The organism is Wolbachia endosymbiont (group A) of Limnophora tigrina (assembly GCF_964263225.1).
GTDB lineage: Bacteria > Pseudomonadota > Alphaproteobacteria > Rickettsiales > Anaplasmataceae > Wolbachia.
Genome location: NZ_OZ181654.1, coordinates 447,349 through 467,519, shown reverse-complemented (window position 1 = coordinate 467,519; position 20,171 = coordinate 447,349). Strand labels below are relative to the sequence as shown.

Sequence of the window (20,171 nt, the reverse complement as noted above, 5' to 3'; positions counted from 1 at the left end):
AGAGTATAGTCTTTTTATAATAAATGTTTACACCATATAATATTTAGAATATACATGAAAGCTTAGAGTACTGACTTATAAAGTTTTTCAGTGGTCTAAGGGTTTATTAATATAGGTATTGGAGGCTGGAAATGACTATATCTGAACATATAATGCAGGGTATAAGGCGTGATGATAAGAACGCAATAGGAAGCAATTTTACTATTGTTGGCCAAGATGGCTGGGGCTTACTGCACTATGCAGCTAAATTTGGCAGCTTAGAAATAGCAAAATCTTTAGTAAGTAATCAAAGCGCAATCCTTAACATTAAAACTAATGATGGAAACAAGCCCATTCACATTGCAGCTGATTTTGGACATAGAGATATTGTAAAGTTTTTTCTTGATAAAGGAGTAGAAGTTGAAGGAAAAGGCAAAGACAATTGGACCCCTTTACACTATGCTGCGAATAAAGGGTACCTAGAGATTGCAAAGCTTCTAGTAGAAAAACAACAACAAGAATCATTGATTAATTCTAAAACCACAGATCAGTCTACTCCGCTGCACTATGCTACCAGGGAAGGGCATTTACCAGTTGTAGAGTTTCTCATAGAAAAGGGAGCAAAAATTAATGTTAAAAACTCTGATAACGAAACACCATTGGAGCTTGCAAATAAAGGTGGACATGATGAGGTTGCAGATTTATTAAAAAATGAATTGCTGCTTGCAGCTGTCAAGGACAAAGATCGAACTAAAGTAGAAACTCAGCTTGATAATGGGGCTGATATTAATTATGCACGCCAAAAAGATGGATGGACACTTCTGCACCATGCTGTCAGTCATAGCCCTGAAGATCTTGAGTTCACTAAATTTTTGATAGAGAAAGGAGCTAATGTTAACACTAAAAATTTTGATGGAAATAAACCACTACATATTGCTGCAGAAAAAACTTACGAAAACACTGTTAAGTTCTTTATTGATGAGCAAGGATTGAACACTAACAATCAAGGTAAGGATAATTGGACACCACTGCACTATGCAGCCAGCAATAATAGCATAGAACTAGCGAAATATTTAGTTACAAAAGATGATGTTGACATTGACGCTCGAGATAAAAGTAGACAAACGCCCCTTCATCACGCAGCTAGTAAAGGTTACGTAAATTTCGTAAAGCTTTTGGTAAAAAAAGGAGCAAACATTAAAGCAGAAGATTCTGAGAGTAAAACACCATTACAACTTGCTAATGACACAGAGGTTAGAAAAATTTTGTTAGGTGAAGCGTTAATTGATGTTGTAAAACAAAATAATATCCCAAAGGTTGAAGAATATATTGATCGTTCAAGTGTTAATTATTCGCGTGAGGAGAATAAGTGGACACCATTACACTATGCTGCTAGCTTAGGCTATCGGAGATCAGCGGAATTGCTTGTAAATAATAATTCCACTTTAGATGCTAGAGATTCTGAAAATAACACACCTTTACACATTGCTGCTGATTATGGTAAGGAAAATATTGTAAAGCTATTACTGGATAATGAGGCAGATATTAATATTCAGGGCAAAAATGCTTCCACTGCTCTACACATTGCTGCTGATAAGGGACATTTTAGAATTGCAAAACTATTAGTAGAAAAAGGAGCAGAAATCAATGAAGTAAATACTGACAGTAAATCACCATTACAACTAGCTAGGGATAATAACCATCAGACAATTGTAAAATTGCTATTAAACAAATTATTGTTTAACGCTGTGAAGGAAGGAAACCTTAGGCAGATTAAAGAGTATATTGATGATGGAGCTGAGATTAACCACTTAGATCATGATGGTTGGACTCCATTACACCACGCTGCTAACAGAATTCCAGAAGCTGTAGGCCTTGTTAGACTGTTAGTAAGAGAAGGAGCAGATGCTAATGCTACAGCTTACAGTGGGGATAAACCATTACACGTTGCTTCCAGTCATGCGCATAGAAATATTGTAAAGTTTTTTATTGAGGAGAAGAGGTTAGATGTTAATGATCGTGGGGAGGAAAATTTCACACCTCTACACCATGCTGTCAACAAGGGCAGCAAGAATTTGGTAGAGTTTTTAATCAAAAAGGAAGCAGACATTTATGCAGACAGCTCTAATAGTACAACTCCGCTCGATCTTGCCAAGAGTGGAGATAATGAAGAAATTAAAGGCATAATACTGGGCAAGGCATTGATTGATGCTGTAAGAGAAGATAATAGATCAAAAGTTACAAATCTCATTTCTGAGGGAGCTGATGTTAAATATTCATATGAAGACAGACGATGGAGGCCATTACACTATGCTGCTGGCTTAAGTTATCAGAGATCAGCAGAAATTCTTGTAAGGAACAATGCTACCATTATTGATGCTAAAGATTTTGAAGATAGTAATCCTATGCATGTTGCAGCTGAATATGGTCACAAGAATATTGTGGAATTTTTTTTTAGAGAACATCCAAATGAAAATAAGGCTGAGCTTATTGAAAGTAAGGGAAAAAATGGTTGGACACCTCTACACTATGCTGCTGATAAAGGTCATCCAGCAGTAGTGAAGTTTCTTATAGAAAAAGGAGCAAATATTGATGCCAAGGGCTTAAGCAATGAAACACCTTTACAACTTGCAGATGAGAAAGGTGATAGCCATAAGGAGGTTGCAAAATTATTGCGAAGCAGAGCATTATTTAATGCTGTAAAACAGGAGAATCTTAATGATGACCTTGATAGTATTAAATATCTCTTCATAGGTGAGATTGATGTTAATTATTCGGACTTAGATAATTGGACACCGCTGTATTATGCTGCTTCTAATGGTGATCTAAAAGTTGTGGAATTTTTAGTCGAAAAAGGAGCAGATGTAAGCACTATAACCAATGATAGAGAAAAGCCTATACATGTTGCTGCTAAGCATGGACACACAGAAATTGTGAAGTTTTTTGTAGAGAGAAAAGGGTTAAGCGTTGATGAAGAAGGAAAAAATAGGTGGACACCACTGCACTATACTATTTCTGAGGGTCACCAGGAGCTTACAAAGTTTTTAATAAAGAGAGGTGCAAATATTAATGCTGAAAGTCTTGACTCTAGCAATAAGACACCGCTACAACTTGCTCAAAATGGAAGCTACGAAGTAATTAAAAGAATAGTGCTGGGTAAAGCATTAATTGATGCTGTAAAAAGAAATGATATAGAAAAAGTTAGAGATTATATTACCTCTGGAGCTGACCTTAATTATTCATATGAAGATAAAAAATGGACACCGCTTCATTATGCTGCTCACTTAGGTTATCAAAGCTCCGCAGAAGTACTTATAAATAACGACTCTACTGTTATTGATGCTAAAGATTCTGACAATAATGAGCCTTTACACATTGCAGCTGATTGTGGGCATGAAAATATCATAAAACTTCTTCTTAAAAACGAAAAGGGGTTGTTAAATATAAATAATAAAGGCAAAAGTGATTGGAGTCCCCTTCACTATGCTGCTGAAGGTGGACATTTGTCAATCGTCAAGCTTCTGGTGGAAAAAAAAGCAGATATTAATGCTGTAAATTCAGGCGGTAAAACACCGCTAGAACTGGCGAGAGAGAGAGGACATCAGGAAGTTGTATCGCTATTGTTGAATGAGGCACTTTTTGAGCAAGTATTTGGAGCAGTTAAAAAAGGAAATCTTGATGAGGTTAAAGGATATCTTGATGCTGGTGCTGACATTAATCATTCAGACCTTCAAGGCTGGACTCCACTACACCATGGTGCAAACAGATCGGTAGATGATGAAAGGTTTATCAGATTTTTAGTAGAGAAAGGAGCAAATATTGATGTTAGAACTAATGATGGTGACAAGCCACTACATCTTGCCTCTGATCATGGGCATAACGATATTGTAAATTTTCTTCTTGTTGAGAAAGAAATGGATGTTAATGATCGTGGTAAAAATAACTGGGCACCGCTACATTATGCAGCTAGTAAGGGACATAAGGAACTGGTAGATCTTTTAGTAAAAAAGGAAGCAGACATTTATGTTGAAGATGCTGACAGCCAGACACCATTACAACTTACTGAAGATAGCGCAGTCAAAGGGGCGCTACTTGGTAAAGCGTTGATTGATGCTGTAAGACAAAATAATGTATCAAAGGTTAGAGATTGTATTGAAGAGGGGGCTAATCTTGAGTATTGGTATGAAAGCAATAAGTGGACTCCGTTACATTATGCTGCTAGTTTGGGATATCAAAGATCTGCAGAAGCAATCATAGAGAAAGATTCAGGAACTATTAATACTCAAGATTTTGATGAAAAGATACCTTTACATATTGCTGCTGCTTATGGCAAAAAAAATATTGTAGAGCTTTTGCTCAATAATCAGGCAGATATTAATCAACCAGATAAAAAAGGTTGGACACCGATTCACCATGCTGTTTACGAAGGTCACTTGGCAGTAGTAGAGTTCCTTATAGAAAAAGAAGCAAGTATTGATGCTAAAGGTTTGAGTAATGAAACACCATTACATCTTGCGGTGGAAAAAGGCAGTAGCCATAAAGAGATTACAAAATTATTACGAAGTAGAAAACTACTTAATACTGTAAAACAGGCTGGCCTTGATGATGACATTAATATAATCAAGGACTTTTCTCCAAATGAAGTTGATATTAACTATTCAGACTCAAATAGCTGGACACCACTACATTATGCTGCGCTTAATGGTTATCTAAAAATTACAGAGTTTTTAGTAGTAAAAGGAGCAGATGTTAATGCTAGAACTGATAGCAGAGAAAAGCCTTTGCACATTGCTGCAAAAAATGGGTACAAAGATATTGTCGAATTTTTTATTGATCAACAAGGATTAAGTGTTAACGAGCAAGGGGAAAATAAGTGGACACCACTTCATTATGCTGCTGCAAGCAATAGTCTTAATGTTGTACAGTACCTGATTGAAGAAAAAGAAGCTGCTATCGATATCAAAGATAGAAACAATTGGACAGCTCTACATCATGCTGCGAAAGAAGATCATATTGAAATTGTAAAGTTTCTTGTGAAGAAAGGTGCAAATATTAATGCTCAGGATTCTCAAGGTAAAACACCGGTAGATCTGGCAAGCGAGTCTGAGGTCATTCAGTTCTTGTTAAATGAAGGGCTGTTTGATGCTGTAAAACGAGATGAAGTATTGGAGGTAACAAGCTATCTTAACAAGGAAGTTAATGGCACAAAAGCTGATGTTGATTATCGCGATCAAAACAACGAAACTTCTCTCCATCATGCTGCACGACATGGCTATTTAAATATAGTTGAACCTTTAATCGAACATGGAGCTAATGTAAATGCAGCTGATCTAAATAAGTGGACTCCTCTGCATCATGCATCTGAGGGTGGAAATTTGGGAGTTGTAACATTTTTGACAAACAATCAAGCAGACATTAATGCTGAAAATGTTGAGAAGGATAAGCCTTTACATATTGCTGCAAAAAATGGGCACCAACCAATAGTAAGGTCCTTTATTAAGGAACGGAACATGGATGTTAACGATAAAGGCAAAGATGATTGGACACCACTGCATTATGCTAGTGCAAACAACTATTCACAAATAGTCAGCTTTCTTGTCAAAGAAGGTGCAAATATTACCATTCAGAATGCTCAAGGTAAAACACCTTTGGAGCTTGTAAGCGATAATCAGGAAATTGTCAGGTCATTACAAAATAAGGCACTACTTGATGCTTTAGAACAAGGAGAATATACTCAAGTTCAAAGATATCTTGATAGTGGAGCTGATCCCAATTTTCTAAGTGAGAATGATTGGACACTGTTGCATTACGCAGCTAAAAGGGGTCATTTGCTAATAGCTTTGCTTCTAGTAGAAAGAGGGTCAAGCATTGATGCTGAAAATTCTGATGGGGACAAACCTTTGCATATTGCTTCACAATATGGCCACATAAACATTGTGAAGCTCCTACTTAATGGTAAAGTTAATGATAAAGGTAAAGATAATAAAACACCACTACACTATGCTGCTGAGAGCAATCACTTTGAAGTTGTTCGATATTTAGTAGGAGAAAAAGGTGCAGATATTAATCTTAAAGATGCTGATGGGGATAAACCTCTGCATCTTGCTGCAAAGAATGGACATACGGATATAGTAAAGTTTTTTCTTGATAGAAAGCTCAGTGTTAACGATTTAGGTAAAGATAGCTGGACACCACTCCATTATGCCGCTGAGCATGGCAGGTCGGAAGTTGTGGAGCTTCTGATAACAAGAGGTGCAAATATCAATGCAGAAAACTCTGGTGGCAAAACACCTCTACAACTTGCCCAGGATGAAGGAGTCAAGGAGTTATTGTTAAATAAAGCACTTTTTGACGCTGTGAAAGAAGGAAATTTAGTGAGAGTACAAGACTTTTTCAGAGATGGAGCTAATGTAAACTCTACTAATAGATGGGGATGGGGGCTTTTACATGCTGCTTCTGTGAGAAATAATTTGCCATTAATCAGGTCTTTAGTGGAAGAGAAGGGAGCGAATATTGATGCTAAAAGTAGAGATGGAAATAAACCTTTGCATATTGCTGCCGAGAAAGGCTCTTTAGATGTTGTAAGATACTTTCTCAGTAGAAAAAATGGTGTGAATGAGGCAGGTGCTAACATTAACGATAGGGGCAAAAATGCTTGGACACCGCTTCATTATGCTGCCAAGTATAACCACCCTGAAGTTGCAGAGTTTCTCATAGAGAATGGTGCAGATGTTAATGCAATTGACTATGATAATCTAACACCTCTGCAACTAGCTAATGAAGGGCCAATTAAAAGATTATTACAAAATAAAACATTATTACATGCTGTAAAGCAGGGCAATTTAAAGGATGTAGAAAGATACCTTGATAATGGAGCTAACGTTAATTATTCAGATAAGAATGGATGGACAGTATTACATGAAGCTGCAAGCAGAGGACATCTAAGAGTTGCTCAGACTCTAATATCAGGAGGGGCGAACATTAATACTAGAGATCAAAATGGCAACAAGCCTTTGCATATTGCTGCTGATTACGGTCGTAGAAACGTAGTAGAATTCTTTCTGAGAGAGGAAAGAGCTGGCCTTAGTGTTAATGATGCGAATAGAAATGGATGGACACCGCTTCACTATGCCGCAAGCAGAGGTGGTTTGGCAGTTGTAGAACTTCTGATAACAAAGAGGGCAAATATTAATGCTCAAGACTCTAACGGAAATAAGCCTTTACATATTGCTGCAGATAACGGGCATAGAAGTATTATAGAATTTTTCCTTAGGTGGCACGGAGATGAGCTAAACATTAACTATAAAGGTAATAATGATTGGACTATGCTACACTACGCTGCTGACAAAGGGTATCCAGAAGTTGTAAAGTTTCTGATAGAAAAAGGAGCAGATATTGATGCTAAAAGTACTGACAACAGAACACCTCTGCAACTAGCAAGCGGTAAAAACCATCAAGAAGCAGCAAGATTATTGCGTAATAAGGCATTATTTAATGCTGTGAAACAAGGAGAGCTAAGTAAAGTTGAACAGTATCTTGCTGAAGGAGCAGACCCTAACTACAAAGACGAAAATGACTGGACATTGCTGCATGATGCCGCTAGCAAAGGTTACATTGAAATCGTTAGGCTTCTAAAGGTGCAAGGAGCAAATGTTGATGCTAAGTCTTATAATGCAAAGCCTTTGCATTATGCTGCTAGGAATGGATACGAAGACGTAGTAGCGTTTTTGATAGTAGGGAAAGAGAAAAGTGAGGGTGTTGACAGTCGTGGTAGGAATAATTGGACACCACTTCATTATGCTGCTAGACATGGACGCTTGGCAGTAGTAGAATTTCTGGTAGGAGAAGACGCGGATATCAACCTTAAGGATACTAACAGAAATAAGCCATTGCATGTTGCTGCTCAATATGGTCATACAAATGTGATGGAGTTTTTCCTAAGGAAAAACAGAGAAGGGTTGAGTATCGATGACAAAGGTGCAAGTGGAAAAACAGCTTTGCATCAAGCAGCTGAGAAAAGCCATTTAGCAGTTGTAGAATTTTTGATAGAGAAAGGCGCAGATATCAATATCCAAGATTCTGAAGAAAACACGCCATTGCAACTTGCAACTGACCCTGAGATTATTAAATTGTTACAAGATAAGGCGTTATTTAATGCTGTTAAGCAGGGAGATCGTGACAAGATTAGTGAATATCTTACTAGTGGAGCTGATGTTGATGTGACTAACAGGTGGAGATGGGGAATGTTGCATATTGCAGCAGAAAATGGCGACTTATCGATGATAAGGTTTTTACAAAGTAAAGGAGCGAACCTAAACATGAAAAGCATTAGTGGTGAAAGCCCGTTACATGTTGCTACCAAAAATGGGTACAAAAATGTTGCTGAGTTCTTGCTTGAACATGGAGTAAGTGCTAGTGAAGCAGGCAAAAATAATAAAACGCCATTACATTATGCTGCAGAGGAAGGTTATTTTGAGCTTGTAAAGTTACTAATAGAAAAGAGAGCAGACACCAACGCAAGGGATTCAAACGGTAAAACACCATTACAACTTGCTAAAGAAAAAGAGAATGGAAAAATTACTGAATTACTGTTAAATGAGGCTATGTTTCATTCTGTAGGAAGGAATGACATACAAAGAGTTAGAGGTTATCTTAAAGAAGGAGCTGATGTTAATTATTCTGGTCACAATAACTGGACACCACTGCATTATGCCGCTTATAGAAACCACATAAAACTCATAAAACTTTTAGTAGAAGAAGGGGCAAATGTTAATGCTGATTCTCATTACATAAAACCTTTACATATTGCTGCTCAATATGGCCATAAAGGCGTAGTGGAATTTTTGCTTAACAGCGGATCAAATATTAATGCTTCTGGTTGGAATAGCTGGACACCACTCCATTATGCTGCTGATTCTGGTCACTCAGAGGTTGTGAAATTGCTTATAGAAAGAGAGGCGGATATTAATGTTCAAGATTTTCATGGCAAAACACCGTTACAACTTGCTACAGAAAAGCGCCACCTAGAAGTCATGAAAGCTCTTTCAAACGCAGGATTATTTGATGCGATAAGTCAGAAAGATTTTAGAAAGGTTGAATATTATTTTAATATAGGTGCAGATGTTAACTCTAGAGATGATAATGACTTAACACCATTGCATAAAGCTGCTCAAGGTGGTGATTTAGAGATTGTCAGGTTTCTTCTTAGAAAAAAGGCTTATACTAATGCTAAAAATAATAAAGATTACCTTACCCCGCTCCATGAAGCTGCTAAGAGTGGTAACTTAGAAGTTGTGAAACTACTTATTAACTTTAGATCAAATATTCATGATCAAACGATAAGTGGAGCAAAACCTTTGCATATTGCTGCTGAGTATGGACATAAAGATATCGTAGAGTTTTTCCTCAATAGGGGATTAAGTGTCAATGATTTAGATAAGAATAAGTGGACGCCATTACACTATGCTGCCAAGAGTGGTAACTTAGAAGTTATAAAATTTCTCATCAGTAGAGGAGCAGATATCAATGCCAAAGATTCTAACAATTTAAAGCCTTTACACATTACCGCACAATACGGTCATAAAGATATTGTAGAGTTCTTTACTGTAGAAAAGCAATTAAGTGTTAGTGACCAAGATAAGAATAATAGAACATTGATGCACTATGCTGCTAAAAGTGGTAACTTAAACGTTATTGAATTTCTTGCTGGTAGAGGAGCAAATATTATTGCTTTTGATATTAACGGTGTGAGTCCTTTACATATTGCTGCTGAACATGGACATAAAAACGCTATTGAGTTTTTCCTTAGCAGAGGATTAAATGTTAACTATCAAGATAAAGAGAGCCAAATACCACTACATTATGCTGCTAAGGGCGGTAATTTGGAAGTGATTAAACTTCTTGTAAGTAGAGGAGCAAATGTCAATGCTCAGGATTCTAGTAATGCAAAACCTTTGCATTATGCTGCTCAGTATGGTCATAAGGATATAGTAGAATTTTTTGTTGTGCAAAAGCAGCTAAGTATTGATGACAAAGGCAAAGACAATTGGACACCTTTATATTATGCTGCTAAAGGCAAGAATAATAAACACATTGATGATAGTAAACTTTTAGAGGTTATTAGGTTTCTTGTTCGTCAAGATAGAAACATTATCAATAATAAAGATGCTTACGGTGCTGGGCCTTTACATATTGCTGCCCAGCATGGGCATAAAAATGTCGTAGAATTTTTTATACAAAAAGAATTAAATGTTAATGATATTGATCATCAAAAATTAACACCTTTGCATTATGCTGCCCGTCATGGCCGCTTGAAAGTTGTTAAATCTCTGATTGAAGAAGGTGCAGATATTAAGGCTGTAAGCAACGATGGAAAAAAACCTATACACTCTGCAGCTAGCAATTCACATAAAAATATTGTATTACTTTTTGTACAGCAAGGGCTAAGCATTAATGATCCAGATACTAATTTAATTTGGACGCCACTGCATTATGCTGCCCATTCTGGTAATTTGGATTTTGTCCAATCGCTTTTAGCTGAGGGAGCAAATTTTAATGCTGTAGATGCTGATAACGCAAAACCTTTGCATATTGCTGCTGAACGTGGGCATCAAAAAGTTATAGAACTTTTAATAAACCAGGGAATGAATGTTAATGATTTAGGTCAGGACAATTGGACACCATTACACTATGCTGCAAGGTATGGTCATTTGGGAGCTGTAAGATTTTTAGTAGAAGAGAAAGGAGCAAATATTAATGCTGTTGATCTGAGTGGTAAAATGCCTCTACATATTGCTGCTGAGAATGGACATAAAGATATTGTAAAATTTTTCCTTGATAAAGGAATAAGTGTTAATGCTGTAAGTGCAGATAATTGGACACCTCTCCACTGTGCTGCTAGTAATGGTCATTTAGAAACCGTAAAATTTCTTGTGGAGGAAAAAGGAGCAGATATTGATCTTCTCAGTATTGATCATGAAAAACCTCTTGATCTAGCTATTTCTGCAAACCATGTAAGTGTGGTAGAATACCTAAGGCAAGCTCTGGAAGAAAAAGAGCACGATTACGTTGCTAATATCAGGCATAGTCATCTTTTTGTAGATCAGCCTACTGTAGGTCAGTTTCAAAGTAGTGGGGCAGGTAGACATTCTTCACTGATAGGCAACTGGGTTTCTTGGATAAAAGGTTGGATACAGCCAGTATCTAATACTGAACAGCCATTTTTACCAGGTAAGGTGGCCAGCTGTAAATCATCTACACCTATTATTCAAGAAAAGCTTGAGAATATTAGTAATGCAGACATGATGCTTTATTATGTATTATATAGCTGGTTCAATGGAAATAAATGCAACATGAAATGCAGAGCTTATGAAAGCAGTACTTTACCAAAAGAGGAGACAATAGGCTGTACTTTACGTATAGTGGAAAAGCTAGAGCAAGTAATGAAGCAAGCAGCTCGTAGCAGTGGTATAGCATGGAAATCAGTAAGAATTGATTTTTTAGCAGTACAAAAAGCTATCACAGCAAAAATTACAAGTGGCAATTACGATACAATTTCTAGTCTTTTAGACTCGTATATAGACAGGGCATTTTCAGAAAATTTAAGTCAAAAGCAAATCGATAGATTTAAAAAAGCCTATAATGATGAGCAAGACCAGATATTAAATAGCGGATTGTTTTCTGAACCGCAAAGCATGTTTAATAGTAGCATTCAAGTGCCTACTTACATGCAGAGTGTTCTTATAGAAAAAGGTATTACAAATGAAAAAAGCAAAGAAACCTGCTACTCGTTATTAAAATAGCAGGTATAGAAGGCAGTAAGTTACCAATTAATCGTTGCTTTATAAGGAACCATAATTATGATTTCCTCAATTTTGTTTGTATCAGCGTTGTTAATTTTCATACTCCAATCACTGCCAATTGTAAGTGAAGGATTAACAATCTTTTTAGAATTACGTTCCCAATTATAGTTATTTAACTTTATAGTCATTCTACTATTTGTCTCAGGTGTAGTAGGTATAACATAAATATTGTTTTCTCTATTTAGATCAGCTGACGGATTTTTGACGTGAACGGGGAAAATTTCAGGGGATAGTTTGAATTTTAGCTCAGAAGAACGCCCTTTTGCTTGTTGTTTAAAATTTTCCCATTCTTCTGGATAGACCGAACTTAGGTTCATAACTAATGTACCTTGGTAATACTTTATTTGATTGAGATTTTTCACTTGATTGCTTAATGTTTCTCCACCATTTAGCGCTGTGTAATCTAAATGAATGATAACATCAGAAATAGTACCGATGTCGAACCTATTAGTTGCCTGTGGTAAACTCAGTTCCCAAGTGGAAACTGCGCCTGTTCCCTCAAATGGTAAGTAGCGTTCATCACCAAAACTAAGCTCAAATAGACCACTATCTTGATCAGCTTTTGAGATAGCAATTTCTTGATTTGGTTTCCAGTTAGCTCTTAAAAGATCAGTTTCAGGCTGTTCTTCTTCACTTGGGCTTACTAAGTATTTAATTGCGTTTATTGCACCATCGCTTTTTAATATTACTTGGCTACTTGTTTGTTGCAAACTTGCATGAACATTTTCATAAGGACCAACTACTGCTGGAATAGTAATCTTTATATCTTTAATCTTACGAGCATAGTGACCAGGAAAGTCAAGATCAAATATTTTTTCTGTGAGAGAGAATTTACAACTGCCTTTAGTTTTAAGCTCATAAAGTGCAATAGGATCAAGGGATTTAAGTGAGATTACTTTAGTGATTTCTAATCTTCTTTCATTGGTATCATGGTACTCTTTGTCAAGTTGCTCAAGTTCAAACTTTAACTTTTGCCCTGAAAGTAGGCCTTCTTTTAAACTATTCCAGTGTCCTGGTTGAATGAATGTTTTATCATTATCAATCTCATATTGGTAAGCCCTTTCAGCTTGCTTTGCGATCTCAAGGGCAAGTCTATAAACCCTAATATATAAACTTTTAAGCTCACCTTTCATCCAGCTGTAGAGTTCTTGGTTAGTAAATTTGCTCCTAAAGAAAGACTCTTTTTCTTTGATTTGTTTTATCGATTCCCTATGCGCTCTAAGATCTTGTACAGCATTTGCTTGGTTCATTTTATTTGCTTCTATTTGATAGCTAATCTGGTCAACATCATGAGTTGCCATAATCTTCTGTAAATCCCAATCTTCAGCTCGTCTGTCATAGCTTGCATAAGTACTTATATTTTGTGATGTGTTTGATAATACGTTTGCTGCTGTTTGAATTGAACTAGCAGCAGTATCTGCAGATCTACCAGGGTCATGACCACCACATGCTAACCCAAAAATATTTGGCATAAGATTTAAAACTGCAGCAGTTAGTTTGGGAGAAACTGTAGCAGCTAAAAGAACTACGGCAGCAATGGATGTTCCTATTGCTGCAATTTCAGCAATTGATAGTCCTTCATTAATTAATTTCTCATAATGAGATTTTCGGTCTTTTGCGCTACTCAAACTTGCATCAAGTGCCTTAGCTTCTTCTTTTAATGCTTCAATGGCTTTTTCCTTAATGGTAGTCATTAAATTGGCCATTATAGCTTCTTGTTTGTTGTAAAGTAAATTCAGTGCCTCAGCATCTTTTTTCTCTAAAACGCTTAATAGTTCTGAGCCAATCTGAGTTACAGTATCAGCAATTGATTTAGCATAGGTAATCATATACTTAAAACGGTAATGGGGCACTTGGGCTATTTTTGGTAACCTCATGGTACTTTCACCGGCTGCAGTACTAATCAATTGCCCTGGATCGATTGATGGTTGAAATAGAGCAAGCTCTAAACGTTTACCTTTAATGTCCAAGCAATGTCTTATTTTATACAGGCGATCTTCGATCGTATTCCATAAGCTGATAAATTTTTTATTTTCTGGAGTACAGAAGTAACTACAATATATGGTGAGGTCAACTACAGCAGCGTTAGGGCTATTTTGTGTATTCCGAACAACGCTTCTTGGAGCGCTTGCTTCTATTTTACATATATCGTATTTATTGTTTGACAATTCACATATATTCTTAGATTTAACTTTGAACTTTCCTTTCTTTTTTGGTCTTTCCCCAAGCAGATCCCAAGCTCTGATGTAAAGCATTGTCGCTTGATTGATGCTTTCCCATGTCCCTTTAGAAAACTCTGAATCACCCCAGTCAATTAAGTTATCTACGTATGACATGATTATATACTTTTCATGAGAAGTTTTTTTCTTATCAGCCTCCTTGTATGAATCAAGTGAATCAACTAATTTTCCACTATCACATTTTTCACCGCTTTCGTCTGATTCTTTATCACATTTAGTTTTAAAAGGAATAAATTGCCATGCATCACATCCCTTTTTGAGAGGGTTGAAGATATATTGGTACCACTTGCGTGCTTCAGCAAATTTTTGTTCTTGATTAAAAAGGTATGCAACTAGTGTTGGGATATGGAAAAATATTTCCCACAAATATACCCCATAAAACCCTTGAAAATCAAGCGTTTGGTTTTGCACTTCTGGTGCTAAGATTGCTCCTGATCCCTTAATATAAGCTTCTTTATATGACTTATTGACTAATTGCAAAACTTTTTCGTCTTTGTATTGATTTTGATTTACGTCATCATTCTCCTTTTGACTAATTAATTTACTGACTAAATCTATCTCTCTTTGCTTTTTTTTATCTAATTTTTTATTCCTTGCTTGTACAGCAAATTCATTATTACCGTCTTCTATTTCTTTTTTATCTTTTTGTAGTTGCGATATTTTGTCCTCAAGGTATTTTTTCTTTTTTTCATGCTTTTTTATTTCATCATCTAACTCCTTTATTCCGGTTTCATGCTGCCTTATATTTTTTTCTAACGCATCCTTCTCTTTTTTTAGTGCTTCTATAGTTTTGTCTTGTCCTGATAATTGATTTATTTTACTTTCTAAGTTTGTTACTTCCTTTTCTAGTGTCATTAACTTTTGCTGTAATTCTACATTTGTACTCTCTACATTTTGCTTGTACTGTGTTAACTCTTGCTTCAAGTTATCTATTACTTCTCGTAAACTGTCTCTTTCTGTTACTTTTTCGTGTGAATCACCTGATCTATGCGGAAATAAATTATTCAACTTTACTTTTAAATTTTCTATATCCTCCCGTAATTTATTCCTTTCTTCTATATCTTGTTCTATAGATCTTACCTTGCTTTTCAACTCATCTTTACTTCTTTCCTCACTATCTTTTTTGTTTTTCAAGTTAACTAATTCACTCTGCTCGTTGCTTATACTGTTTTTCTCTTTATCTATTTCTTTCTGTATTTCTTCTAACCGTTTTGTAACAGCTTTCTTTTCGTTTTCTTTTTTCTCGTTATAGAATTTTGTTATACTTTCCGTTGCTTCTGTAATGCTGCTAATCCTACCAAAGTAACGCGTATCAGATTTTTCTGATATTAGATCCTCTTTCAGAGTAAACTTACTATTATGAAAGCCGTTTTCACAAGACAAAATCAATATTTCGCTATCCTTTGTAGCTACTTTCAGCTTGCCATCAAAATTTTCATTAATATTTTTTGATTCTTTAACCTTCTCTTTTAGTTTTCTACCCCAATCCCTAATCTCGTTTTCAAAATAACTTCTAGCCTCCTCTATGTCCCGATCTTCAACCCATACATTGTGTTTAAGAAATCCAACTTTCTCATCTTTTTTACCTTTATACTCCTCCAGTGTTTTTTTATTCCAATTTCTAACATCTAAACATTTCCTTACTTCAATCTCAAATTTCTCATCTATTTTAACATCGTGTGGCAACTTTTGTTGAGCGGACCAGCTACCATCCACCTTTTTAAATACATAGTACACAGTTAGAGTAGAATCATTAATTGATACATCTTCTATTTGCTTTTCCTTTACAGTTTTGTGTAGCCAAAAAATAAATATTCTACCAAATGTATGGACTATTCTTGCGATGTTGATTGGTATTTGCACTTCAATTTTTTGCCAAGGCTCCCAAGTCTGTGTACTTCCTGTTTTACCACCTTCAAAATTGCCAATACGGTAATAGTAAGTATAAGGATCTGCTTGAGTTCGTCCTAAAATATACAACTTGTTGTCTGTAAAATAAGTATCAACTACTCTGAGATTCACAAGCTGTGAAAAATTCTCAAAATACTTGATGTATGCATTAGCTGCTTCTTCATCGTTAAGATTGCCCTGCATTAAAGTGTTTTGTAATGCCTTATATTCTGCTGTTGCCGATTTATGCAGTGTAGGGTTTAGATAATTCTCGGGATACAGGGCAACCTTTTTAGTTGCTTCCCACTTTCTATAATTGTTTAGTAAATCCCATATTTCTTCAGTTAAATCAGGCTTAACCGTTACACCTTCTTCCAGCTCTAATATGCAGCGGTGAATGTAAAGTTGAAGACTGTTTAGCCCTGCTTTAAGAGGAGAGATTTTTGAACAATCACTCATTTCAACATCAATCAAAAGAAATGAGTATAGGTTTCGCATATTCTCGATATCTGCGTACATTTTGTTACCACTACTGTCGCGACCATATATCATATAGTTTGCCAGAGTATTACGCTTTTGATCTTCTAGCTGCTCTTTTACTCCTTCTACGTAGCTTAGTGATTCCTGTAGTTTTTTTGCAGTACTATCATATTTATTCCACCCAGTAGATGCTGGTAAATTATGCAGATCCTTCAATTCCAACAAAATTTTGCCGTCAATTGCAGAGCACTCTGCAATATCCATAAAAGACTTAATTTTTAGCAAAGAATCTAGAGGGTTATGTTCTTTACTGAAATACTTTTTAAATGCATCAATTTCCTTCATCTCATTCAGAACTTTTTTATCCAAATTAGTAAGATGTGCTATTTTTTCTGTGACTTTGCTTTCATCGTAACTGTCACGTAGCCATTCTCTATATTGTGACAGAGTAAGTTCATTACCAGAAAATTCATTTTGTAATGCTTTGTAGTTTGCAAGAGTTTTTATCTGCTCTTCTGTCCATGTTGCTTTTAGCTTATAGGCATTTGCATGATTTGTAATATCTTCTGCGTCCATTTTAAGCGTTGTAAACATAGTGGCATTGTTTAAAAGCTCTTCTATTGTTGCATCATAAGTTATAGATAAGCCTATCGTATATGTACGCTTATTTTCTGTACCTTGATAAGTTAAAGTTGCTCTATTATTATGTATTTTTATTGACTTGCACTTATCAGGTTTATAAAGGTCAATAGCTCTCCAGGATTTGGCTGTATCATCATAGATATCTATTTTACCTGAATATTTTGTGCTGCTTGTAATATCTACAAGCAAGTCATCTCGAGTTTCGGTTTCTTTTGCAGTGCGCTTTATCCAACTTTTAGTTATAGAATCATAAATATACACTTGACCTGTAACAGTACTATTTTTCTTTCCTGTGAAGAATATAGCCTTTGCGCCAATTACGATTGCTGATACACTCTCATGTGCTTCGTTAATTTCATCTGTTTTTTTCCAGCTGTTGGTAGGGCTATCGTAGACATCTATATGTTTAGAGTATTGCTGATTACCCTTACACCCACCAAAGAAAACAGCTTGTTTACCAACAATTGTAACCGATACTGCATCACGTGCCTCACTTGCTGTATAGTCAGCTGCTAACCATTTCTCAGTTTTAGCATCATAAATATCTATTTTATTAGACTTAGTTTGATCTGCTTTACCACCAAAGAAAATAGCTTTTCCATCAACTATAGCAACCGACGCATTCTCACGTGCTTCACCAACTGTATATGTTGTCCAACGTTTCATTGGATCAGTTCTATAAATGTCAATATCTGCTGCATCGTATATATCAATTTTAGCAGAAGGTTGGTTACCACCTTTATTTCCACCAAAGAAAATAACTTTTGTATCAACTATAGCTACTGATGCGTTTGAACGAGCTTCACTTGCTATGTGTGTTGTCCAGTTTCCATTTTCATAAATGTCTATCTTATCTGACCTTCCTTGATCTACTTCACCACCGAAGAAAATAGCTTTATCACCAATTACTGCAACAGACGCATTTGCTCTTGCTCTTTCAGCGCCAGCTGCATGTGGTGTCCAAATTCCACTTTCATAGATATCTATCTGTGATGAACACTGTGTATTACTCTTATTTCCACCAAAGAAAATAGCTTTGCTTCCTACAACAGCCGCTGCTGCACTATCACGTTCCTCACTAGCTATTTCAGTTAACCGGCTTCCAGTATCTTCATCATAAATATCTATTTTTTTGGAATACTCATTTGTACTTTTCTTACCGCCAAAGAAAATAGTCTTTGCACCAACCGTTGCTACTGCAACATTCTCTCTTGGCTCACTAATTGCATGCTCTACAAGATCCTTTTTAAGTACTTTGCTTTCTCCAAGAAAAACAGCCTTTTGACCAATGATTCCTACATCATGAACGATACTTTTATCTAATGATTCAAGCCTTAGTAGTTGTAAATTTGTTGGTTGTTTTTTTGTAAACTCATGTGTTGCAGCTAGTCCTTCTTCATTAAGCTGTTCTCCTATATATTGCAGTACTAAGTTATGAAAGGCTTTTTCATCATGTTTTAGTTCCTGATCCTTTTCCAGTTCTTCACATATTTTGCTTACCTGTTCTGTATAAGGGTGGGAAAGCGCAGAAGAATTTACCAGTGTACTTAACTGCTCAATAGTGATGGAATTGTTGCTTAACCAATCGCTTAACTCAATAACGTGCTCTACGTTGTTTATTGTTAGCTCACTAATGTTTAACTGTAGTGAAATCTGTATAACTTCAGCTATTGAAATATTCATCAACCTTGCTAGCAGAATTTGCTTATGCACTTCTAAAATGAGTGATTTTCCAATTTTGCTTGATACCTTGTCATTATAATTAATCAAAGAAGTCAGCTCTTCTTTACTGATGTTCCAAATCTTTTGTAATGTAGTACTGTTATCTACATTTGTAATGAGATCCTTTGGCAGAGCCTGAGTCAATTCACCTAACTTTTTAAACAATAGTTTAAACCTTTCAGTTAACTGGTAGAAGTTGTGTAGAAATTTTTGCTCTTTGACACTAATTTTTTCTTGCTTCTTAGCTTTTTTGCTGTGAGTAGTAGATTGACTGAGCAGCCATTCCACTTTCTGACGTTTTGCTCCAGTTTTTGCAATAAATTCATCAAAATTTTCTTCTTTAAATGGTTCAGAAGGTTCTTCTATTCCATAAACTTTCTTTAAGTCTGATTCTTTTACTCCTTGTAGAAAGAATAGAGATTCTGCTGCATTGTTTGCGTCTTCTTCACTCTTACTTCCTTCTATTGCTATGGAAGCATTAGAATATAACTTGCACACTTCACTTAAAGGCTTTTTCAATTTTTCTTGTAAGCTTTTTATTCTGCTTATCTCGTTAAGAGCACCTGCGTCAACTTCATTCTTATCAATTGCAAGCAATACATTACACAATTCATCAAACGACCAATTAAGTTTGTTTGCAAGGCGAATAAAGCGATGTAAAAATCCTAATGCCTGATCTATGTTATCTATAGTACCAGAATTGATAATTAGCTTATTGGTAGGATCAATTCTATTATAGCAGTCAATTAGCTGATCTAATTTATTGTAGTCTATGTTGGTTTGAGCAATGAATTTTTCAGCTTCCCTCAATTCACTTTTATCTATTCCGTAAACTTCGTTTAAATGTGAATCTGTTGTTGTTGCATCAATAATGAGATTATATTCTTCTGGTGAAAGTTTTAAGGATTCCGCAAAACTATTAGCTTCTGGTTTTAATACCTTATATAGATTAGCTAAGGTTATACCTTGTTTTTCGAGGTAAGCACGTATGCTAATTAAAGGAAAATTAGCTGGTAAATTAAAAGGATATTTATACTTGTCCGTTGCTAATTCTTTTAGAGCATTTCCACCTAGTTTACTATCTAGATTTTTCTCCATTATATCATTAGCAATCTCCAGATATAACTTTTCTTTCTTAGTATTGTCGCAATCTAGCTTAAGCTCAAACAGATCAGGACGACGTGTTTTAAGTTGGTGTGTTGGAATGTACTTTTCAATAGTCTCCATCAGTTTAACAAAATAAGCTGCTGGACTTAAGACCGATTGGCAAGGTTCACATTCGTTATAACCTTCCTTAGTCTTAAATATAGTTTCAACGATGTTGCTGTCTGTAGTAGTAGTTGTAGTCGTCATATTA

2 protein-coding genes are annotated in these 20,171 nt (G+C 35.7%); one reads left to right on the top strand and one right to left on the bottom strand.

What is annotated here, in order from left to right; translation table 11 throughout:
- Positions 1–131 precede the first annotated feature (131 nt).
- On the top strand, positions 132–11,780 hold the full coding sequence (locus tag ACE38P_RS02115) for an ankyrin repeat domain-containing protein (RefSeq protein ID WP_374699416.1): 11,649 nt from the start codon (positions 132–134) through the stop codon (positions 11,778–11,780).
- A 20-nt stretch (positions 11,781–11,800) separates the two neighbouring features.
- Here ACE38P_RS02115 and ACE38P_RS02110 read toward each other — a convergent pair whose 3' ends face one another.
- Complete coding sequence (locus ACE38P_RS02110) at positions 11,801–20,167, bottom strand: neuraminidase-like domain-containing protein (protein WP_374699415.1); 8,367 nt, start codon at positions 20,165–20,167, stop codon at positions 11,801–11,803.
- Positions 20,168–20,171: the final 4 nt, after the last annotated feature.